This is a genomic window from Clostridiaceae bacterium HFYG-1003 (assembly GCA_024579835.1).
In the GTDB taxonomy this organism is placed as follows: Bacteria; Bacillota; Clostridia; order Clostridiales; family Clostridiaceae; genus JG1575.
On the sequence record CP102060.1, the window covers coordinates 823,346 to 844,487 of the forward strand.

A 21,142-nucleotide genomic window follows, 5' to 3' on the forward strand; every position below is an offset into this window, starting at 1 on the left:
TTGTTACCGTTTTGTCATTGACCTGTGCGTCTTTTAAGAAGTGACAACTTAATCATTGATTAATAGGTTGCTTTAATGTAAAATCAGATTGTAAAGGTTGGTCAACCGGTCGAGACGAAGTTGCTGGCAATGGCCAGGGACTGATTCCGGCAAATAATCTGCAAGGGGGCACCTCATTTTGGACAAAAATGCAAGAGATATTTCATTGGAACGAGCGGATGTTTTGAAGTCGAAGATTCAGGATTATCTGGATATTAAAGATACGATTCCATCGGGACTTACCAGAGAACCGCTGATTGCGGAGCGAAAACGTCGGATTATGGATGCGCTGGGCGCGGAGGAAGCAAACTGGAATGACTGGCACTGGCAGGTCAGTGCCCGGGTGCGTGATTCTCAAACACTGGAGAAAATTATCCCGCTGACGCCAAAACAGAAGGAAGAGATTGACCGGGTGGGGAAGAAATTCCGCTGGGCCATCTCGCCGCATTTCCTGTCACTGATCGGAGATGAGGATCCGCTGGCTCACTATGAGAATCCGGTGTTCCTCCAATCCATCCCCATCGGACTGGAGCTGACCGACAGCCATGGCAAGGCGGATCCCATGGGAGAAGAGTATACCAATCCGGCGGAGTGCATCACGCGGCGCTATGCGGATCGGCTGATCATCTACGCCACCAATCAGTGCGGCATGTATTGCCGTCACTGTCAGAGAAGGCGCAATATCGGCGAATTTGACCGGCCCTCCTCGCAGGAGGCGCTGGAGCAGGCTCTGGAATATATCCGGAACAACCCTGAAATCCGCGATGTTCTGATTACCGGCGGAGATCCTCTGACCTTGAGCGATGAGCGGCTGGACTGGCTCCTGTCTGAGCTGGATGCCATTGACCATGTTGAAATCAAGCGAATCGGCACCAGGATGCCCATCACCATTCCGCAGCGGGTCACCCCGGAACTTACCAGCATGCTGCGCCGGCACCATCCGCTGTTCATCAACATTCAGTGCAATCATCCACTGGAGCTGACTCAGGATGTGAAAGAAGCTCTGGGCAGGCTGTCCGATGCGGGGATCCCGCTGGGCAATCAGGCGGTTCTGCTGAAAGGCATCAATGACGATCCGCATATCATGAAGAAGCTGAATCAGGATCTGCTGCGCTGCCGGGTCAAGCCTTACTATATTTTCCATGCCAAGGAAGTCATCGGGACGGAGCATTTCCGCACCAGTGTGGACCGGGGTATCGAGATCATGGAGTATCTGGTGGGCTACACCTCCGGCATGGCCCGTCCCACGTTCATCGTGAATGCGCCCGACGGGTACGGCAAGACGCCGATGCTGCCGGAATATACGGTATCCCGGGGACGAGACAAGCTGACCCTGCGTACCTGGGAAGGCCGGATCTTTGAGTATCCAAACAAGGATTTTGAGGGGTCGATCCGGGACCTGGAAAGCATCGAGTAAGGACAAACGCATCAGAATTTTAAACTTTAGATAATCATCAAATAAACATTCGATGAACATTAAACTAATAATGAAATCTGAAATTCTGTAAAGATATCGATAAAAGGACTGGGATAAATTAGCGGTATTGCAGTGATGAGTGGATATGAATAACAGTTTTTTTAAAGAACGGGATTGACATTGAATCGGGACTGGCGTAATATCATGACTAACAGATTTCAAGCAAATGCGCCGACTGAGACAAACATGTCCAAGGAACAGAACAGAGAGCTGCTGGATGGTGAGAAGCAGACTGAACCGGATATTCAATAATCACTCAAGAGCAGCAAGGTTGAACGGATTTCCCAGTAAACTGCGCCGGATTGACTTACGTTACCAAGTCAGGATTCAACGACAGCCAAGGCGTCGTTCGATCTGGAGAGCCGAAAGGCGAAAATGCAGGGTGGTACCGCGGTATGTTTACACGCCCCTCGACAGGATGTTTCCTGTTGAGGGGCTTTTTGCGCGTTTGATAATCTGAACAGTCAAGGAGGAGAAGACAATGGAACGAACATTACGAGCACTGATCCCAAACGAACCGGAAGTCATGATGCGGGTGACGGCACTACTGAAGCGGAAAGGCTATCAGATGCGCAAGATCCTCATGGAGGAGGCAGAACTGGGAATGGGAGCGTGGCTCCAAATCACCTTCAATCCGGATGGACCGCGTTTCAGCGGTGCACTCAATACGGTGGGGAAAGTGGTGGATGTCCGGACCGTGGAGGAAGTACTGAAGCCCTGATTCAGGCAAAAACAGGCAATGGATTTTCGGCCACTCGCTGGAATAGCGGAGAGAGCCTGAGCAGAGCCAAGGGCTGGTCAGGAGTTGGATGAGAAGGAGCGGCAGAAAAGAATCAGCTGGCATCGGATCGGTGCTGAACAAGCTGCGCTGCCTCCGGGAAATGAAACAAAATATCAGATCCCGTCAGCAGCAAGTGTGCGGCAGATCGGGAAAACAGGAAAATACTTAGTGTAATAAACAGGGGGATATGAAAATGGCGAAGATGTATTACGAGGATTCATGCAAAGTGGGCGTACTGACTGGGAAAACCGTGGCGGTACTGGGCTATGGCAGTCAGGGACATGCCCATGCGCTGAACCTGAAGGAAAGCGGCGTTCAGGTCGTGGTCGGATTGTACGAGGGATCGCGCAGCTGGGCGGCAGCCGAGGCAGCCGGCCTGGAAGTGCTGGTGTGCGAGGAAGCCGTCCGGCGGGCGGACGTGGTGATGATGCTGCTGCCGGACGAAAAACAGGCCAAAGTCTATGAGACAGCGGTTCGGCCCAACCTGCGCCCCGGCACGGCCCTGGCCTTTGCCCATGGCTTCAACGTCCACTTCAATCAGATTGTGCCCTCCGCTCAGGTGGACGTGTTCATGGTCGCTCCGAAAAGCCCGGGTCATCTGGTGCGGAGGGTGTATCAGGAAGGAAACGGCGTTCCGGCACTGTTTGCGGTATTCCAGGATGCAACCGGCCATGCCCGGGACCTGGCGATGGCTTACGCGGCTGGGATCGGCTGTGCCAGGGCCGGTGTCATTGAAACGACCTTCCGTGAAGAAACCGAAACGGATCTGTTCGGTGAACAGGCCGTCCTGTGCGGCGGTGTCAGCGAGCTGATCAAAGCGGGTTTCGACACACTGACGCAGGCCGGTTATCAGGAGGAAGTCGCTTATTTTGAGTGCCTCCATGAAATGAAGCTCATCGTGGATCTGCTCTACGAAGGCGGCATGGAGCGGATGCGCTTCTCCGTCAGCGATACGGCGGAATACGGAGACTACATGGTAGGCCGCCGGATCGTCAATGAAGCAACCCGGGAGGAAATGAAGCGGGTCCTCAGCCAGATCCAGAGCGGTGACTTTGCCCGGTCCTGGATTCTCGAGAATCAGGCCAATCGGCCGATGTTCACGGCCCGCCGCCGCCAGGAGAAGGAACACCCGATTGTGGCAGTGGGCAAGAAGCTGCGGTCCATGATGTCCTGGCTGCCCAAGGTGAAAGATCATGCGTAGCCATCAGCTGACACAGGGAGTCGAGCGGGCGCCGCATCGCTCTCTGCTGCGGGCGCTGGGTCTCACCGACCGGGAAATGAAGCAGCCGCTGATCGGAGTGGTCAGCGCCTTCAGTGAAGTGGTGCCTGGTCATGCGCACCTGAAAAACGTGACGGACGCTGTCAAGACTGGAATCCGTCTGGGCGGCGGTACGCCACTGGAATTTCCGGCCATCGGCGTCTGTGACGGTTTGGCTATGAACCATGAAGGGATGCGCTACTCGCTGGCCAGCCGCGAACTGATCGCCGATTCGGTGGAAGTCATGGCCCGAGCGCACAGTCTGGACGGGCTGGTGCTGGTGCCCAACTGCGACAAGATCGTGCCCGGCATGCTGATGGCGGCTGCCCGGCTGGATCTGCCGGTGATCCTGGTCAGCGGCGGACCGATGCTGGCGGGGGAAACCAACGGCAAAACCGTTGACCTGAGCGCAGTGTTTGAGGCGGTCGGAGCGGTGAAAGCCGGACTGATGACGCTGGAAACGCTGCAGGACTACGAAGAGTCGGCCTGTCCGACCTGCGGCTCATGCTCGGGGATGTATACCGCCAACTCCATGAACTGCATTACTGAAGCCCTGGGCATCGCTCTGCCCGGTAACGGCACCGTTCCGGCCGTCTACTCCCAACGAATCCGCCTGGCCAAGGAAACCGGCCTGCGCATCGTGGAGCTGGTGCGGGAAGATTTCAAGAGTTCCCGGATCCTGACAGAAGACGCCTTTGTCAACGCGCTCCATCTGGATATGGCACTGGGCTGCTCCACCAACACGGTGCTCCACCTGAAGGCCATTGCCCATGAGGCGGGCGTGGATCTGGACCTGGAACTGGTCAACCGGATCAGCCAGGCGACGCCGAACCTGTGTCGGCTAAGTCCCGCCGGACCGCATCACATTGAGGATCTGTACCGGGTCGGAGGAATTCAGACGGTCCTGTGTGAACTGCAGCAGGCAGGCTGTTTCCGGGGGGAGGCAGCTACGGTGCAGGGACTGACTCAGGCGCAAGGGCTGCTGCGGCATCGCCGGCCTCAGGCAGACGGCACCGTTGTGCGCCCGGCCAGTGATCCCTTCAGCCCGACGGGCGGAATCCAGGTGCTGCGGGGCTCGATCACGCCGGATGGTGCCGTCGTCAAGCGATCAGCGGTGGCTCCTGCCATGATGGTGCATGAAGGCCCGGCCCGGGTATTTGACGGGGAAGAAGCGGCTGTTCAGGCCATTCTGGGTGGTGCCATCCAGCCGGGCGATGTCGTCGTAATCCGGTTTGAAGGACCCAAGGGCGGTCCTGGCATGCCGGAAATGCTGACTCCGACCTCCGCCCTGTCGGGGATGGGGCTGGACGAATCCGTAGCGCTGCTCACAGACGGACGCTTTTCCGGAGCAACTCGGGGGGCCGCGGTGGGACACATTTCACCGGAGGCCCAGGAAGGCGGACCCATCGGTCTGCTGCGCGACGGCGACCGGATCCGGCTTGACATTCATGCCGGCACCATTGACCATGACCTGGACGAGACCGAACTGGCGCGGCGCCGGGGGGAATTCCGTGCCAGGGAACTGAACGTAAAAGGATATCTGGCACGCTATGCCAGACTGACCACATCAGCTTCACAGGGAGCTGTATTTCGCTGAATTAAAAAATGGGGGGAAGATCTATGAAACGAAGCGGAGCTCAAATCGTATTGGATTGTTTAAATAAAGTGGGGGTCGATTCGATTTTCGGCTTCCCCGGCGGAGCTGTCATTCCGCTGTATGACGCGCTGTATGACACCGGACATCCCATCCGGCACTATCGCACCTGCCATGAGCAGGGAGCCGTCCACGCGGCCGACGGATATGCCCGGACCACCGGCAAACCGGGGGTATGTCTGGTTACTTCCGGCCCGGGAGCCACCAATACGATCACGGGGATTGCCACGGCGTTTCTGGATTCGGTTCCTCTGGTGGTCATCACCGGACAGGTCGGGCGGCCGCTGATTGGCCGGGATTCCTTCCAGGAAGTGGATATCACGGCCATGACGCTGACCATCACGAAGCATTGCGAGATGATCCGGCGGGTGGAGGACATTGAGAAGACGATCCTGCGGGCGTTTGCCATTGCGGCCTCCGGCCGGCCGGGGCCGGTTCTGGTTGATCTGCCCAAGGATCTGATGCTGCAGGAGACCGAATATCTTGGTCTTGATCTGACCGTTCCGGAAGCGCCGGTCTTTGACCGGAGCCAGCTGGAGCAGGCGCTGCCGGCCCTGCGCGAGGCCCGGCGTCCGGTGATCCTCGCCGGCGGCGGAGTGGTATTGGCCAATGCCAGTGAAGAACTGACCGAATTTGCCATGGCCTATGGCATCCCGGTGGCCAACACACTGATGGGAACCGGAACGTTTCCGCAGAGTCACCCGCTTGCCCTTGGCCTGGTGGGCATGCATGGCTCGCAAGAGGCCAATCGGGCTTTGTCGGAAGCAGATCTCGTTCTGGCGCTGGGCGCCCGGTTCAGCGACCGGGTCATCGGGGCTCCGGATCAGTTCTGCCGGCAGGCCCGGATCATTCAGGTCGACATCGATGTCAATGAACTGGGGAAGAATACGGACACCCATTTCCCGGTTCAGGGAGATCTCAAGGCGGTGCTCCAGGTGCTTCGGGAGGAGCTGGGGAACGGTCGCCAGCCAATGGCAGAACCCGCTCCGCGGCCAATGTCGGCATCGGGGGAAGGGGAACTCACGGCTCAACCGCTCCTGGAGGCAATCCACCGTGCCTTTGGCGATGAAACCATTGTCGCCACCGAAGTGGGCCAGCACCAAATGTGGACGGCGCAGCACTTTGGCTTTGACCGGCCCCGGCGGTTTATAACCTCCGGCGGACTGGGCACCATGGGCTTCGGTCTGGGGGCGGCCATCGGGGCTCAGATTGGCAATCCGGACCGGCAGGTGCTGCACATTGCCGGCGACGGCAGCTTCAAAATGAACTGCAACGAGCTGGGCACCGTCAGCAAATACCGGGTACCGCTCAAGACTTTTGTTTTCAACAATCAGGCGCTGGGAATGGTCAGGCAGTGGCAGCGACTGTTCTGCGACGGCCGCTTCAGCGAAACCGACGGCGATGATTCCGTTGACTTCGTGAAACTGGCCCAGGCCTACGGCATCCGGGGATACCGGGTCGCGACCTTTGCCGAACTGGAGGCCGTGCTGAATGAAATCAGGGCTTTGGAAGAACCCGTGGTGGTGGACTGCCTGATGTCACGGGATGAAAATGTGTATCCCATCGTGCCTCCGGGAAAAGCCATCACGGACATGATCACCGGACAGGAGACTGGGAAGGGGGAACTGGCATGAACGTAAATCATCTCTATCAGTCGGTTCTGGCAGCCAGACAGCGGCTGGAACCGGTCTTGAGCCGGACTAAGCTGATCCACAGCGATTTCTTCAGTCAGGAATCAGGCCACGATGTCTACATCAAGCCGGAGAATCTTCAGAAGACGGGAGCGTTCAAGCTGCGCGGCGCCTACAACAAAGTAGCTCAGCTCAATGAGACAGAGCGAAAGACCGGGGTCATCGCGGCCTCCGCCGGAAATCATGCCCAGGGAGTCGCCTACGGCGCCAGCCTGCTGGGGATTGAGGCAACCATTGTGATGCCCTCCCAGACACCACTGATCAAAGTCAATGCCACCCGGCAGTACGGCGCCAACGTCGTGCTGCACGGAGATACCTATGATGATGCCTGGCACCATGCGCTGGAACTGCAAAAAAGCGGCGGCCAGGTCATGATCCATCCCTTCGATGATGTGCAGGTCATGGCCGGACAGGGCACCATCGGGCTGGAAATTCTGAGTGAACTGCCGGATGCCGACGTCATTCTGGTGCCGGTGGGCGGCGGCGGCCTGATCAGCGGAATTGGCGCTTATGTCAAAACCGCGGCGCCGAAGTGCCGCGTGATCGGAGTCGAGCCGGAAGGAGCGCTGTCAATGCATACGGCCCTCCGGGAAGGCCGCGTGGTCAGCCTGCCCGCGGTTCATACGGTGGCTGACGGGGTAGCAGTCAAGCGAGTCGGAGACCAGACCTTTGAATTTTGCCGCCAGGTCGTGGATGAGATCATCCCGGTCAGTGACTACGACATCATGGATACCTTTCTGATGCTTCTGGAAAAGCACAAGATTGTGGCCGAGAACGCCGGAGCACTGGGATTGGCTGCCCTGAAGAAGATTCAGGGGAAAAACCTGAAGGTGGTCAGCGTTCTCTCCGGCGGAAACATCGATGTGGTAACGGTGTCCGCCATGATCAACAAGGGGCTCACCCGGCGCGGCCGGATCTTCTGCTTCTCCGTTGATCTGCCGGATACTCCCGGACAGCTGGTGAACATCTCCAGCATCCTGGCCCGGCAGATGGCCAACGTGATCAAGCTGGATCACGACCAGTTCATGAACTTTGACCGGTTCAGCCATGTTCAGCTTCAGGTCACCGTTGAAACCAACGGTCACGAACACATCCGCGGCATTGTCCAGGACCTGAATGCTGCCGGCTATCAGATCCGCCAGGTTTATTAAGATTACTAAAAAACCGGAGCGAACACCGAAGGAAGTCGCACTAGCGGCTGAATGGGGGCAGACTGGCAGGAACCGTCTCAAGAACGGTGGTTGGAAGCGGATAAAAAAGCCGGTGAGCCGGCAGGTTAATTTCAGCGTATAATATAAGAAGAGACTTCGACCGGACTCCTTGCTGACAAGGCAGAGGCTGTGCCGGATGAAGTGGCCGTTGCCTTACTGGATGCGGCTGAATACCATTGGATACGCCTTGAGCGTGAGTGCTCCATCCGGCGGTTGATCATCGGGCGGATCTTGCGATAAACCCGGTTGACAGGCGGAAAAAAATTTCTTGCAATGACCCTGGGAATCCTCTATACTAAATTTTGTGCTAGTACACCTGGCGCTCCGCTGGCAGAAGATGGCTATGAACGTCAAATAAAAATTAGGGAGGGAATGCACAATGAATGAACTGATCAGACTGATCGAAACCGAAACACTTCGGAAAGAGCCGCTGGCTGATTTCAATGTGGGAGATACCATTAAGGTCCACGTTAGAATCAAGGAAGAAAAGAGAGAAAGAATTCAGATCTTCGAAGGAACCGTGATCAAGATTCAGAATGGTGGAGCCAGAAAAACCTTCACAGTTCGCAGAGTCGCCATGGGAACCGGAGTGGAAAGAACTTTCCCCTTCAATTCACCGACGGTTGATAAAGTGGAAGTTATCCGCAAGGGTAAGGTCAGAAGAGCGAAGCTCTACTACCTCAGAGACCGTGTGGGTAAGGCTGCCAAGGTCAAAGAAAGAATTTAGTGTATCGAGGGATCATGCTGCATGATCCCTTTTTACTTTTTTTCTTTCCGGGACGGTCTGACAAAACGGAGGAACGATTCGCTGTTCCGGCGAGGGTTCACCGCGGCCGTTCAATCCGGATATAATTAGAGAAGTACTCATCATAAAATCGAACCACAAGGAGGTGGCTGTCATGGCAGATAAGATCAACTGGTTTCCTGGGCATATGGTTAGGACCCGGCGGGAAATCACAGAAAATCTGAAACTGTGCGATGCCGTCATAGAGATCCGGGATGCCCGGATCGTCAAATCATCCGCCAATCCCGAAGTGGACCGCATTGTCGGGACCAAGCCCCGGATCATCCTGTTAAACAAGGCAGATCTGGCAGAGGATCGGGTAACCCGGCTCTGGAAGCAGGAACTGTCCAATGCGACCACGGTTATTCTCGAGGTCAACAGCCTGACGGGAGAAGGGCTGAATAAGATCAAGCCTGCCCTGGAGGGCCTGTTGGCGGAAAAACTGGAACGCATGGCCAATAAGGGATTGAAGCAATATTATATGCGGGTAATGGTAGTAGGCATTCCCAACGTCGGAAAGTCTTCCTTTATTAACCGCATGGCGAAAAACTCCATTGCCAAGGTCGGAGACCGCCCCGGCGTCACCAAGAACAAGCAATGGATTAAGACGGGTCAGGGCATTGAACTCCTGGATACCCCTGGAATCCTGTGGCCGAAATTTGAGGATGACCAGGTCGCGTTGAACCTGGCCTTCACCGGCGCCATCAAGGATACCATTATGGATATCGAAACACTGGCCCTGCGGCTGATCGAGCGGCTGAGCCGCCATTACGCCAATCGCCTGGCGGACCGCTACCAGGTGGAAGTGGCTGAAGATGGTCTGGCTACCATGGAGGCCATTGCCCGCAAACGAGGCTACCTTCAGAAGGGCCGGGAAGTGGACTGGACCAGAACTGCCGTCATGCTGCTGGACGAGTTCCGGGGCGGGAAGCTGGGCCGCATCTCCCTGGAATGGCCGGGCCGCGCGGTGGAAGAACCGGTGGATCATGAGTCAGCAGAATAGTCCCATGCTCGAGCTGCCGGATTTCACGGCCATGAAGCCTCAGGATGTGAAGTCCTATCTGAAGCGCGAGCTGAAGGGGTTATTAGCCCGACGGGAAGAAGTTCTGAGCCTGTGTCGGAGTGACCGGCGCAAATCCGTGCAGGAGCTGTGTGAGCACTTCCAGCGCCTCGAAGAACGCCACCAGGCTGAAGTGGCTAGAGTTCGCGCCATGTATGATTTTGACCGCCACTACGGCACGCTGGTGGCAGGAGTCGATGAAGTGGGCCGGGGCCCCCTGGCCGGGCCGATTGTCGGCGCAGCAGTGATCCTGCCGGGCGACTGCCTGTCGGATGAGCTGATCCTTGGCATCAACGATTCGAAAAAACTCAGTGCGAAACAGCGACAGGAGCTGGTACCGCTGATCAAGGAACAGGCAGTGGCCTGGGCCTTATTTGAACACTCCAGCCAGGAGATCGATGAGCTGGGGCTGTCCTTTTGCAACAACAACATCTTTGTTCAGGCGGTGCGCAAGCTATGTGTCCAGCCCCAGATCGTCCTGTCCGACGGCTATCCGATTCGCCATATCAACCTCCGGAATGAGAAGGTCATCAAGGGGGATTCCAAATCCGCGGCCATCGCCTGTGCCTCGATTCTGGCGAAAGTCTACCGGGATGAGCTGATGATCAGTCTGGATAAGAAGTATCCCGGCTACGGCTTCTGCGGCAATGTGGGCTATGCCTCCAGGGAACACATCGAATCCCTTCGCGCTCAGGGACCCTGTGCGATTCATCGCCGTTCCTTCCTCACCCGAATCCTGGAAGAGGAACCGGAGCAGCTGACTCTGTCCCTGGAATAATGGGCTGGCTGGATCGGTTGTACACATCCGGATCAGTTGAGCTCATCGGCTTCACATGATCTGATCAGCTAGGATAATTCATTATTAAATATGATTCCATCAGAAAAGTCGAAGCCATCAGAAAAAGTGCAGCCATCAGAAAAAGTGCAGCCATCAGAAAAATCGAATCCATCAGCAAGTCCCGGGAAACCGGGACTTTTTGTATAATTTGACTGCTTTCTCGCCACCATCACGGTAGGTCACACAGGTGACCGGGCAGGAGGGGTTTAAATGGAAGAGCGATTGCTTCAGGTGTGGCTGAGTCTGGCGAAGTTGAAGCCGCAGCTTCGGAGGCAGCTGCAGGGGGATGTGGTCAGGATTGAGCGGCAGTATGCGGCGGAGCCGGGTGGAACATCCCTGGGGCAGGTAAAGGAGCTGATGGAGCAATGTCGAAATCAGGGCATTCAGGTGCTTCTGCCCACGGATGAGCGGTATCATCGGGTATTTTCTGAATTGGCTGGAATTGGCGCGCCAACGCCTTTCATATTATATATGAAGGGGGATCCGACGCTGCTGGAAGCTTATGGCGTGGCTATTGTCGGTTCCAGGCGCCTGACTGCCTATGGCCGGCGGGTGACGGCTCGCCTGGTGGAATCGCTCCGGACCCTGCCGGTCACAATTGTGTCCGGAGGGGCCAGAGGGGTCGATACAGTGGCCCACACCACCGCCATAGCCTGCGGCCTGCCCACGGTCTGTGTACTGGGGTGCGGCATTGCCCGGGCCTATCCGGCGGAAAATCGGGAACTGTTTCATCGGATCGGTCGGGATCATCTGCTGCTGTCGGAGTATCCGCCCCAGACCGGTCCGCAAAAATATTTTTTTCCGGAGCGCAACCGGATCATTGCCCAGCTTTCCCGGACGGTGGCTGTCACCAGTGCCGCCCGCCGTTCCGGCGCTTTAATCACAGCGGAATGCGCCATGGATTATGATCATATCATTGCTACGGTTCCCTATGAACTGGATGATCCGATGGGTCAGGGCTGTCTGTTCCTGGCCGGAGGCGGAGCCCGCCTCCTGACGGATCCGGCGGATTTGGAGACCTGTGTCCGCGATGACCTGCCGGATTCTTTTCTCCGATGGAGCAGTTCGAACGAAGATTCATTGACAAGGTGAAACTTTCCATATAAGATTTGTAATTGTCACATGGTCTGACCAGACGGACTCGGCGGATGGGTCGTTTTATTCCGTTTTCTGATGAAGCGGAGGAAGAAAACCCAGTCCCGGAGGAAGCGGCAGTCATGGACTCATAGCAACAAAGCAATTATTAAAGCGAGGAGAACTGTTCATGGCAAAATATCTGGTCATTGTGGAGTCCCCGGCAAAAGCAAAGACCATCGGCAAATACCTGGGAAGTCATTACACCGTGGAAGCCTCCATGGGACATGTCCGGGATCTGCCCAAGAGTCAGCTCGGCGTCGATGTGGAAAAGGACTTTGAACCGAAATATATTTCGATTCGGGGGAAGGGCGAACTGCTCAACAAGCTGCGTCGGGAAGCAAAAAAAGCCGACAAAGTTTTTCTGGCAACTGACCCTGACCGCGAAGGGGAGGCCATATCCTGGCATCTGGCGAATATTCTGAAGCTGGACGGGAATGACAAGATCCGGATTGAGTTCAATGAAATCACCAAAGACGCGGTGAAAAATTCATTGAAAGCAGCCCGCCCGCTCAAGCTGGACCTCATCGATGCCCAGCAGGCCAGACGTATCCTGGACCGGCTGGTGGGTTATGAAATCAGCCCGATCCTGTGGCGCAACGTCAAGTGGGGCCTGTCGGCCGGCCGCGTGCAGTCCGCTGCTTTAAAACTGATCTGTGATCGGGAAGAGGAAATCAAAAACTTTAAGCCGGAAGAATACTGGACCATTGACGCGGACCTGCTCAAGGACAAAACCAAGGTGACCGCCCGGCTGACCCTGATCGGCGGCAAGAAGGCCAGGATCGAGGATGAGACCACCGCGCTGGCCATCAAGGCTGATCTGGACGCGGGCAAGTTCCATGTAAGCAAAGTCGTCAAGAGCGAGAAGAAGCGGAACCCGCTGCCGCCCTTTACCACTTCCACGCTGCAGCAGGATGCTTCGAAAAAGCTGAATTTCCAGACCAGACGGACCATGAGCGTCGCGCAGCAGCTTTATGAAGGCGTCGATATCAAGAAGATGGGCTCCATCGGTTTGATTACCTATATGAGAACGGACTCGGTCCGGGTTTCTCCCGAAGCCCAGGCAGAAGCCCTGAAATATATCAAGGAAGAGTTCGGCGATCGGTATTGCCCGGCGCAGCCTAGAATCTATAAAGGCAAGAAGAACATCCAGGATGCCCATGAAGCCATCCGCCCATCCAACGTCCACCTGGATCCCGAATCCATCAAGGATTCCCTGAAGCCGGAACAGTACAAGCTCTATAAGCTGATCTGGCAGCGCTTCCTGGCCAGCCAGATGGAATCCGCAGTTTTCGACACCATTACGGCAATTTTCGAAAACGGCAAGTATACCCTGCGGGCCACCGGCTCCAAGATGAAGTTCGACGGCTTCATGAAGCTGTATGAATACAAGGACGACAAGGAAGAAAATACCTCCATTCCGGAACTGAATGAAGGGGAGACACTGAAAAACGGCGGAGTCCGGGCCGATCAGCACTTCACCCAGCCTCCCGCCCGGTTCACCGAAGCTTCCTTCGTCAAGACTCTGGAAGAACTGGGAATCGGCCGTCCGTCAACCTATGCTCCGACCATCTCGACGCTTCTGGCCCGGGATTACATCGAGCGGGAAAAGAAGAATCTTCTGCCGACGGATCTGGGCAAAATCGTGAATCAGATCATGAAGGAGTACTTCAAGAACATCGTCAACGTGGAATTCACGGCCAACATGGAAGAACGGCTGGACTCCATCGAAGAAGGCAGCGAACCCTGGCGTAAGGTCGTACGGGATTACTATGAGCCGCTGAAGAAAGACATTGAGTTCGCGGAGCAGGATGTGGAAAAAGTGACCATCGAGGACGAAATCTCGGAAGAGCTTTGTCCCAACTGCGGCAAGAACCTGGTCGTGAAGCGGGGACGTTATGGCAAGTTCCTGGCCTGCCCGGACTACCCGGAATGCAAGCATACTCAGCCCATCGTCGAAAAGCTGGACGTCAAGTGCCCGAAATGTTCCGAAGGCGACGTGGTTGCCAAGAAGAGCCGCAAGGGCAATAAATTCTTCGGCTGTTCCCGATATCCGGAGTGTGATTACGTGTCCTGGTATGAACCGACCACGGAAATCTGTCAGAAATGCGGCTCCATGATGCATAAGCGCTATTCCAAGGCGAAGGGGACTTACCTGGCCTGCTCCAATGATGCCTGCAAAGCGACGCGGGTCATTGAGAAAACCGAAGACGACGCTGAATAAACATTCTAAATATTAACAAAAATTCACAATATTTCACGCTGTGAAATTTAAACTTTGTGGAATTGGAATGGAAAAGCGCCGCGAATTATGCTAATATTGGGAAGGTAAATGTATGAAAATTCAAACAGCCAATTCGTAATTCGAGGTGTAAACAAGATGTCATTACTACAGAAAACGAGAAGATTGAATAAAATTCAGCAGCGCAGCGGCTACGAACAGATCCAGTTTGACGAGGTCTGCAAGATCCTGTCCGAGGAACTGGACTGCAACGTGTATGTGATTTCCCGTAAGGGCAAGATTCTGGGGCACGACCATGCTTTGGCTTTTACTCCGGTTGAATCCTACAAGAACCTGCTGCGGGAGCTCCAGGTACCGGATGATTATAATGAAAAGCTGCTGTCGGTCAATGAAACCCTGACTAATCTGGATTCGACCCATGAGCTGGTTCTGAATATGGAAAAGGGTCTGGATCTGCGCAACAAGATGACCACCATCATTCCGGTCATCGGCAACCGCGAGCGTCTGGGCACCCTGGTGATCAACCTGTTTGACCGCCAGGCCACCGACGAGGACCTCGTTCTTCTGGAATACTCTGCCACCATCATGGGCATTGAGATCAACCGGCAGAAACAGGCGGAACTTGAAGTCGATACCCGGGAACGGCAGGTGGTGGAACTGGCGCTCAATACGCTGTCCTATTCCGAAGCCGAAGCCGTCAAGCACATCTTCAACGAGCTGGACGGCAATGAAGGCCGGCTGGTCGCCTCAAAGATCGCGGATCAGGCAGGCATTACCCGCTCGGTCATCGTTAACGCACTGCGCAAATTTGAGTCCGCCGGAGTCATCAAATCCCGGTCCCTGGGCATGAAGGGCACGCACATCACGGTGCTCAATGACAAGCTGCTGGAAGAAATGAAGCGGCGCTTCTAATATGAATCAGCCGTGAACGGCGACATGAAATGTTAAAAAAACGAGTGGCAACACTCGTTTTTTTTCTTCTCCGAATGTGATAAAATAAATAGTAGTTACTTTTAATAACAAAAAGTGGCTGGAATTATTATTACGTACGGAGGTATCTATTATGACAGAACTTTTAATCACGCTGGTGATCCTTGTTGTCTTTGCCGCCCTCATCGGCGGTCTTACCATGCTCAAGAAACAGAACAAATCCTTCACCTTCCGGGTGGTGGCTGCCCTGATTCTGGGTCTGGTCTTCGGAGCGCTGCTCCAGATCGTGCTGGGTTACAACAGCGCGATACTCAAATCCGCCATGGACTGGATCTCGGTAGTCGGTTCCGGCTATGTCCGGCTGCTGCGCATGATTGTCATGCCGCTGATCTTTATTTCCATCCTGTATGCCTTTGTTACCCAGCGCTCGAAAAACCTGGGCAAGATGACCGTTCGCGTTCTAGGCGTTCTGCTGATCACCGTCGCTATTTCGGCCCTGGTCGGAGCGTTGACCACCGCGGCGTTCGGGCTGTCGGCTCAGGGTCTCCAGGTGGGTCAGGCTGAGGCGGCCCGGGGGACGGGTCTGGAAGAGACTCTGGCTAATTTTGCCAAGACCCCGATCCAGCAGCAGATCATGGAAATCATTCCCACCAATCCCTTCGCGGCCCTGACCGGTCAGGGATCCAACGCCACGCTGTCCGTCGTCTTCTTTGCGACCATCCTGGCCATCGCTGCCATTCAGATTCGAAAATTCAAGCCTGAATCCGCGCAGTTCTTTGAAACGATGGTCGTATCGCTCCATGATGTCACCATGCGTCTGGTCAATCTGGTTATGCGCTTTACCCCCTACGGAATTCTGGCTCTGATGACACGGGTGGCTGCCACCTCCAACGTATCGGACATCCTGCGCCTGCTTCAGTTCATCCTGGCATCCTATCTGGCCATTGCCATCATGTTCGGTATTCACCTGCTGATTCTGGCAATGTTTGGGCTGAATCCAATGACTTTTGTCAAGAAATCCATGGATGCCCTGATTTTTGCCTTTACCTCCCGTTCTTCCGCCGGAACACTGCCCATGACCATCAGTGCTCAGAAAGAGCGCATGGGCGTACCGGAAGGCACCGCTAATTTGGCCGGCAGCCTGGGAACTTCCATTGGCCAGAACGGCTGCGCCGGGATTTATCCCGCTATGCTGGCGGTCATGATCGCGCCGACCCTGGGAATCAACCCCCTGGATCCGGTGTTCCTGATCCGCCTCATCGTCATCACTACGTTTGCTTCCTTCGGCATTGCCGGTGTCGGCGGCGGGGCGACCTTTGCCGCGCTGGTGGTTCTGTCGGCCCTCGGCTTTCCGGTTGGGCTGGCCGGGCTGCTCATCGCGATTGAGCCCCTCATCGATATGGCACGGACTGCGCTGAACGTATCCGACTCCCTGCTGGCCGGCGTCATTTCCGCCAAATCCATGAACGAACTGAATCTGGAGCAGTACAATCAGCCGACGGTCGAAGAATAAGCATTCCACCGGCATGAGCCGGGATATAAATAATTAACCAGGAGGATCATCATGAAGATCACATTAGATGAAAAAGCGGTCCGCTATATCCAGAAAGCCGGATTTGAGGACCTGACCGTTTATGTCAAAGGCTGCTCAGCCTGAGGCACCGGGGAACCGCAACCATTAGTTTTAATGGGAAAACCCGGAGAAGATATTGAAGACTACGACGTATACCCGACCAGCGGCATCAATGTCTATGTTCGGGTCGACGTACAGGCCGGAGACGATGGAATCCGAATCAAACATTCCAAGTTCCTGTTCAAGGAAAGTCTGATTGTCGAAGGAATCGTCTACTAGGAGACCGGCATTCTGTACGCCGTCGTTTCATCAGACCAACGCAGATTTGAAAAGACTGTCATCGGGACAGTCTTTTCGCTTCGAATGGACCATCGCAGATGATCTCGATGAAAGAGCTGACTGCCAGGAGAAAGCAGCCAGATTCCGGCCAATCGGAAGCAGCCAGATTCCCGCCAGGCGGAAGCAAGTATATTCCGCCAGGCGGAAGACAAAGATCGCTGCCAAGATTAAGCCATGAGATTGCCGTTAAATTAACAAACTGTTAACATGATTTTAAGTCTGCTTTATTGGTAGAACCGTATTGTTTAAGAAACATCCATGATGAACCAAATGTAGTCTGGGAAATCAATCCATTGGAGGGAATGAAGCAGAAATATTCTCGTCGATTGATCCGGATTAAGAGGAGAGATGAACATGCGCGAAGGGGAAATCACTGAGGCAATCGCAGCCTGCGATCAGGTACTGGACGGAATTGAGGCGGCGATGCATGATCTGAAAGGCGCTCAGAACTGGGGTATTTTTGATTTGCTGGGCGGAGGCTTCATCGTGAGTCTGGTCAAGCACGGACGGTTGAGCCGCGCCCAGCAGAGTCTGATGGAAGTGCAGTATAATCTGCGCACGCTCCAGAAAGAGCTGCGGGATGTGTCGGGAGCGATCGAGCTGTCCGTCAATCCCAACGGCATGAACATGCTGTTTGACATAGCTTTTGACAACATATTCTCAGATCTGATCACACAGAGCCGGATTCATGAAGTCCGGGCAGAGCTGACGGATCTGGAAGCCGATGTCCGGGCTTTGCGCCGGCGTCTGGGAGAAATTAAGCGCGCCATGTAGCATGTCGGGCAAATCGCCGCCGGAGAATCCGGAAAGTCAAAATATCGCTGCGAAATATCACATGTTCCGCAAAAAAAATGCTGTTGGCAAGTTTGATGGTCCGTGATATAATCGTATGGTACAAAATACACACATCCGCCTATTTTGAATTCTGGTGCAGAAATGTTCGATTGATAGATTCGGTGGATGGAGGAAAAAACCAGGAGGAAACAACATGTCAGTTATTTCAATGAAACAGCTCTTAGAAGCAGGTGTCCACTTCGGACATCAGACCAGAAGATGGAACCCCAAAATGGCTCCTTACATCTTTACCGAGCGGAACGGAATCTACATCATTGATCTCCAGAAGACCGTAAAGAAAGTCGAGGAAGCTTATAACTTCGTTCGTGACACCGCGGCTGAAGGCAAGGACATTCTCTTTGTCGGAACCAAGAAGCAGGCTCAGGAAGCGATCCAGGAAGAAGCAGAACGCGTTGGCATGCACTTTGTCAACAACCGCTGGTTGGGTGGAATGCTCACCAACTTCCAGACGATCAAATCCAGAATCAAGAGACTGGAAGAACTTCATGTCATGGAAGAAGACGGAACCATGGATGTTCTGCCCAAGAAGGAAGTAGCAGCCCTCTTGAATGAAATGGACAAACTGGAAAAGAATCTCGGCGGAATCCGCAACCTGGACATCAACAATGTTGGCGCAATGTTTGTTGTTGACCCCAGAAAGGAACGCATCGCCATTGCCGAAGCCCACACACTGGGAATTCCGGTCGTAGCCATCGTGGACACCAACTGTGATCCGGATGAAATCGACTATGTCATTCCTGGAAATGATGACGCCATCCGTGCTGTTAAGCTGATTGCTGCCAAGCTCAGTGACGCTGTCATCGAAGGCAGACAGGGAGAGCAGCTGGAAGCAGCTGCAGTCGAAAAGGCTGTTGCAGCGGAAGAAGTTGCTGTCGAAGAGACCGAAGCGTAGGAAACGTAGAAAGGGTCGATGGGTTTCCCATTGCCCTTTTCTTTTGAAACTTTCACATTCCCATCATTGACAAGGAGTGGAAGATGACTGCACACAAACAGATTACAATATTCGGATCGGATCTTTGACCCGGCTGCGAAGTCTTAAAGCATAAGCTGGAAGAAGCGGGAATCCGCTTCACCTATGCGTCCATCACGAATAATCTGGGGAACCTGAAAGCATTCCTGAAGTATCGGGAAAGTCTGGATATGTTCGACCGGGTGCGTGATGCCGGAGGCATTGGAATTCCTTTTGTTGTTGTCAACAAGGGAGAACAGTTCATGTTTGGAGATGACTTAAATCTGGAAGATTTAACATAATCCGGCAGGGGAAGCCCTGTTCGGGCTTAAATATGAAATGATCATTCGTTTCGGATCCGCTGATCCGAAAGGTGAACAGTCTTAAAGGCAAATCCAACTATATCAGGAGGAAAAATAATGATTACTGCTCAGATGGTAAAAGAATTAAGAGACAAGACCGGTGCCGGCATGATGGATTCCAAGAAGGCTCTGACACAGGCCGAAGGAAACATGGAGCGAGCCATTGAAATATTGAGAGAAAAGGGACTGGCTTCTGCTGCCAAGAAAGCCGGCCGGATCGCTGCTGACGGAGTCGTTGCAACCTATGTTTCTGAAGACATGAAACAGGGCGGCATGATTGAGTTCAACTGCGAAACAGACTTCGTTTCCCTGAATGAAGAATTTAAGACATTAGCCAATGATTTCGCCAAGATCGCTTCCACGACCAACGCGAAGACTGTGGAAGAATTCAAGGCGGAAGCTTACAATGGATCCACCGTTGGCGAAGCCATCACAGCTCTGATTGCCAAGATCGGCGAAAACATGGACCTGAGAAGATTCGTGAAATTCGACGCTCAGGACGGCGCGATTGCCAGCTACATCCACATGGGCGGCAAAATCGGTGTTCTCGTTCAGCTGAAATCCGAAAATGCCAACGAAGAGGTTCAGAGAGTGGCCAAGGACGTTGCCATGCACGTAGCTGCCACCAATCCGGCGTTCCTGTCCAAGGACCTGGTTGACCAGGAATCCCTGGAAAAAGAAAAGGAAATCTACCGGGTTCAGGCCAGAAACGAAGGCAAACCGGAAAATATCGTAGAAAAGATGGTCATGGGCCGTATTTCCAAATACTACAAGGAAGCCGTTCTTCTGGAGCAGCCCTTTGTTAAGAATCCCGATCTGTCTGTTTCCAAGTTCGTTGAAGGCGAAGCCAAGAACCTCGGTTCCATGGAAGTCGTTCGCTATGTCCGCTTTGAAAAGGGCGAAGGCATTGAAAAGAAGGAAGAAGACTTCGCTGCAGAAGTTGCAGCCCAGATGAACCAGGGCAAATGATGCGCCGACCCCTTAGCCTGGCTTAAGGGACAAGGTTTAGTCTAGGAAACCGAAAACCAATGATGAGAAAGCTCATAAGGGCTGATCGATATAAGCAAAATGGTGCAACGACCGGAGCGGTCTTTGCACCATTTTTATGGAACGGCACCAGCGACAGCGGCGCTCTCCGGTTCAGCGGCGAGAAAAACAGTTAAAAGCTTCGAGTCTAAACGGAGAGTGTGGTAAAATGAATACAGTCTATGACATTGCGGAGGAAGCAAACAATTGGAAAAAAATACGAATCGCAAATATAAGCGCGTCATGCTGAAACTGTCCGGAGAAGCTCTGGCCGGAACGAATGGGTACGGCATCGACTTTGAGGTCGCTTTACGGATTTCCCGGGAAATTAAGGAACTGGTGGACATGGGCGTGGAAGTCGGCGCCGTCATCGGAGCCGGCAACATCTGGCGGGGACGTCAGGGCGGCGGCATGGATCGGACCACAGCGGACTACATGGGCATGCTGGCCACCTGCATCAATGCCCTGGCGCTGCAGAATTCCCTGGAGGACATCGGAGTCGAGACCCGGGTTCAGTCTGCCATTGAAATGCGGGAGATCTGCGAACCCTATATCCGCCGGCGGGCGATGCGGCATCTGGAAAAGGGCCGGGTCGTGATCTTCGCGGCCGGTTCAGGCAATCCGTATTTCTCCACCGATACAGCGGCGGCTCTGCGCGCGGCGGAGATCGAAGCGGAAGCCATTCTGTTTGCCAAGAAAGTGGATGGAGTCTATGACAAGGATCCCAATCTGTATGCCGACGCAGTCAAATACAACACCCTGACCTATCAGCAAGTGCTGGAACAGGGCTTGAAGGCAATGGATTCACCGGCCATGGCTCTGTGCAAGGACAACAATATTCCCATCATCGTATTTTCACTGGATGAACCAGGCAATATCAAACGCGCCATAGCCGGCGAAAACATCGGAACCATTATTTCATAGGAGGTATTTTCTACT

General features: G+C 54.3%; 19 protein-coding genes. All 19 read left to right on the forward strand.

Features of this window, described 5'->3' with window-relative positions; all coding sequences use genetic code 11:
• The first annotated feature begins 178 nt into the window (after positions 1-178).
• Positions 179-1,456: a KamA family radical SAM protein gene (locus tag NQU17_03905; protein UUM12715.1), complete on the forward strand. Its 1,278-nt coding sequence runs from the start codon at positions 179-181 to the stop codon at positions 1,454-1,456.
• A gap of 541 nt (positions 1,457-1,997) precedes the next feature.
• The gene (locus tag NQU17_03910; protein ID UUM12716.1) at positions 1,998-2,237 is read left to right on the forward strand and encodes a hypothetical protein; all 240 of its coding nucleotides are present in this window, start codon (positions 1,998-2,000) and stop codon (positions 2,235-2,237) included.
• Between the two features lie 84 nt (positions 2,238-2,321).
• The gene (locus tag NQU17_03915) at positions 2,322-2,471 is read left to right on the forward strand and encodes a hypothetical protein (protein ID UUM12717.1); all 150 of its coding nucleotides are present in this window, start codon (positions 2,322-2,324) and stop codon (positions 2,469-2,471) included.
• Between the two features lie 19 nt (positions 2,472-2,490).
• Complete coding sequence (gene ilvC, locus NQU17_03920; GenBank protein UUM12718.1) at positions 2,491-3,498, forward strand: ketol-acid reductoisomerase; 1,008 nt, start codon at positions 2,491-2,493, stop codon at positions 3,496-3,498.
• A complete protein-coding gene (gene ilvD, locus NQU17_03925) occupies positions 3,491-5,152 on the forward strand; it encodes a dihydroxy-acid dehydratase (GenBank protein UUM12719.1) in 1,662 nt (553 codons plus the stop codon). The genes ilvC and ilvD overlap by 8 nt, the downstream gene beginning before the upstream one ends.
• Before the next feature lie 23 nt (positions 5,153-5,175).
• The gene (gene ilvB, locus NQU17_03930) at positions 5,176-6,843 is read left to right on the forward strand and encodes a biosynthetic-type acetolactate synthase large subunit (protein ID UUM12720.1); all 1,668 of its coding nucleotides are present in this window, start codon (positions 5,176-5,178) and stop codon (positions 6,841-6,843) included.
• Positions 6,840-8,051 (forward strand): threonine ammonia-lyase, encoded by a 1,212-nt coding sequence (gene ilvA, locus NQU17_03935; GenBank protein ID UUM12721.1) that lies wholly within the window; start codon positions 6,840-6,842, stop codon positions 8,049-8,051. The genes ilvB and ilvA overlap by 4 nt, the downstream gene beginning before the upstream one ends.
• A gap of 439 nt (positions 8,052-8,490) precedes the next feature.
• Positions 8,491-8,838: a 50S ribosomal protein L19 gene (gene rplS, locus NQU17_03940; protein ID UUM12722.1), complete on the forward strand. Its 348-nt coding sequence runs from the start codon at positions 8,491-8,493 to the stop codon at positions 8,836-8,838.
• Positions 8,839-9,010: 172 nt separating this feature from the next.
• The gene (gene ylqF, locus NQU17_03945; GenBank protein UUM12723.1) at positions 9,011-9,898 is read left to right on the forward strand and encodes a ribosome biogenesis GTPase YlqF; all 888 of its coding nucleotides are present in this window, start codon (positions 9,011-9,013) and stop codon (positions 9,896-9,898) included.
• On the forward strand, positions 9,882-10,733 hold the full coding sequence (locus NQU17_03950) for a ribonuclease HII (protein UUM12724.1): 852 nt from the start codon (positions 9,882-9,884) through the stop codon (positions 10,731-10,733). The genes ylqF and NQU17_03950 overlap by 17 nt, the downstream gene beginning before the upstream one ends.
• Before the next feature lie 270 nt (positions 10,734-11,003).
• Positions 11,004-11,885: a DNA-processing protein DprA gene (gene dprA / locus NQU17_03955; protein ID UUM12725.1), complete on the forward strand. Its 882-nt coding sequence runs from the start codon at positions 11,004-11,006 to the stop codon at positions 11,883-11,885.
• A gap of 172 nt (positions 11,886-12,057) precedes the next feature.
• The gene (topA, locus tag NQU17_03960) at positions 12,058-14,151 is read left to right on the forward strand and encodes a type I DNA topoisomerase (protein ID UUM12726.1); all 2,094 of its coding nucleotides are present in this window, start codon (positions 12,058-12,060) and stop codon (positions 14,149-14,151) included.
• 156 nt (positions 14,152-14,307) lie between these two features.
• Positions 14,308-15,081, forward strand: coding sequence for a GTP-sensing pleiotropic transcriptional regulator CodY (gene codY / locus NQU17_03965; protein UUM12727.1), 774 nt, complete (start codon positions 14,308-14,310; stop codon positions 15,079-15,081).
• A gap of 151 nt (positions 15,082-15,232) precedes the next feature.
• Positions 15,233-16,612, forward strand: coding sequence for a cation:dicarboxylase symporter family transporter (locus NQU17_03970; protein ID UUM12728.1), 1,380 nt, complete (start codon positions 15,233-15,235; stop codon positions 16,610-16,612).
• A gap of 174 nt (positions 16,613-16,786) precedes the next feature.
• Entirely contained in the window at positions 16,787-16,951 is a 165-nt protein-coding gene (locus NQU17_03975) for a hypothetical protein (protein ID UUM12729.1), read from the forward strand.
• 414 nt (positions 16,952-17,365) lie between these two features.
• Positions 17,366-17,785: a hypothetical protein gene (locus NQU17_03980; protein ID UUM12730.1), complete on the forward strand. Its 420-nt coding sequence runs from the start codon at positions 17,366-17,368 to the stop codon at positions 17,783-17,785.
• Between the two features lie 214 nt (positions 17,786-17,999).
• Positions 18,000-18,758, forward strand: a complete 759-nt coding sequence (rpsB, locus tag NQU17_03985; GenBank protein UUM12731.1) for a 30S ribosomal protein S2 — start codon at positions 18,000-18,002, stop codon at positions 18,756-18,758.
• A 476-nt stretch (positions 18,759-19,234) separates the two neighbouring features.
• Positions 19,235-20,146 (forward strand): translation elongation factor Ts, encoded by a 912-nt coding sequence (gene tsf / locus NQU17_03990; protein UUM12732.1) that lies wholly within the window; start codon positions 19,235-19,237, stop codon positions 20,144-20,146.
• Positions 20,147-20,446: 300 nt separating this feature from the next.
• The gene (gene pyrH, locus NQU17_03995) at positions 20,447-21,127 is read left to right on the forward strand and encodes a UMP kinase (GenBank protein UUM13454.1); all 681 of its coding nucleotides are present in this window, start codon (positions 20,447-20,449) and stop codon (positions 21,125-21,127) included.
• The last annotated feature ends 15 nt before the right edge of the window (positions 21,128-21,142 follow it).

Excerpts from the sequence above, each read along its gene's own strand:
- NQU17_03910 (UUM12716.1), top strand. The coding sequence starts at position 1,998 with ATGGAACGAACATTACGAGCACTGATCCCAAACGAACCGGAAGTCATG.
- ilvC (UUM12718.1), top strand. The coding sequence starts at position 2,491 with ATGGCGAAGATGTATTACGAGGATTCATGCAAAGTGGGCGTACTGACT.
- ilvD (UUM12719.1), top strand. The coding sequence starts at position 3,491 with ATGCGTAGCCATCAGCTGACACAGGGAGTCGAGCGGGCGCCGCATCGC.
- ilvB (UUM12720.1), top strand. The coding sequence starts at position 5,176 with ATGAAACGAAGCGGAGCTCAAATCGTATTGGATTGTTTAAATAAAGTG.
- ilvA (UUM12721.1), top strand. The coding sequence starts at position 6,840 with ATGAACGTAAATCATCTCTATCAGTCGGTTCTGGCAGCCAGACAGCGG.
- rplS (UUM12722.1), top strand. The coding sequence starts at position 8,491 with ATGAATGAACTGATCAGACTGATCGAAACCGAAACACTTCGGAAAGAG.
- ylqF (UUM12723.1), top strand. The coding sequence starts at position 9,011 with ATGGCAGATAAGATCAACTGGTTTCCTGGGCATATGGTTAGGACCCGG.
- NQU17_03950 (UUM12724.1), top strand. The coding sequence starts at position 9,882 with ATGAGTCAGCAGAATAGTCCCATGCTCGAGCTGCCGGATTTCACGGCC.
- dprA (UUM12725.1), top strand. The coding sequence starts at position 11,004 with ATGGAAGAGCGATTGCTTCAGGTGTGGCTGAGTCTGGCGAAGTTGAAG.
- topA (UUM12726.1), top strand. The coding sequence starts at position 12,058 with ATGGCAAAATATCTGGTCATTGTGGAGTCCCCGGCAAAAGCAAAGACC.
- codY (UUM12727.1), top strand. The coding sequence starts at position 14,308 with ATGTCATTACTACAGAAAACGAGAAGATTGAATAAAATTCAGCAGCGC.
- NQU17_03970 (UUM12728.1), top strand. The coding sequence starts at position 15,233 with ATGACAGAACTTTTAATCACGCTGGTGATCCTTGTTGTCTTTGCCGCC.
- NQU17_03975 (UUM12729.1), top strand. The coding sequence starts at position 16,787 with ATGGGAAAACCCGGAGAAGATATTGAAGACTACGACGTATACCCGACC.
- NQU17_03980 (UUM12730.1), top strand. The coding sequence starts at position 17,366 with ATGCGCGAAGGGGAAATCACTGAGGCAATCGCAGCCTGCGATCAGGTA.
- rpsB (UUM12731.1), top strand. The coding sequence starts at position 18,000 with ATGTCAGTTATTTCAATGAAACAGCTCTTAGAAGCAGGTGTCCACTTC.
- tsf (UUM12732.1), top strand. The coding sequence starts at position 19,235 with ATGATTACTGCTCAGATGGTAAAAGAATTAAGAGACAAGACCGGTGCC.
- pyrH (UUM13454.1), top strand. The coding sequence starts at position 20,447 with ATGCTGAAACTGTCCGGAGAAGCTCTGGCCGGAACGAATGGGTACGGC.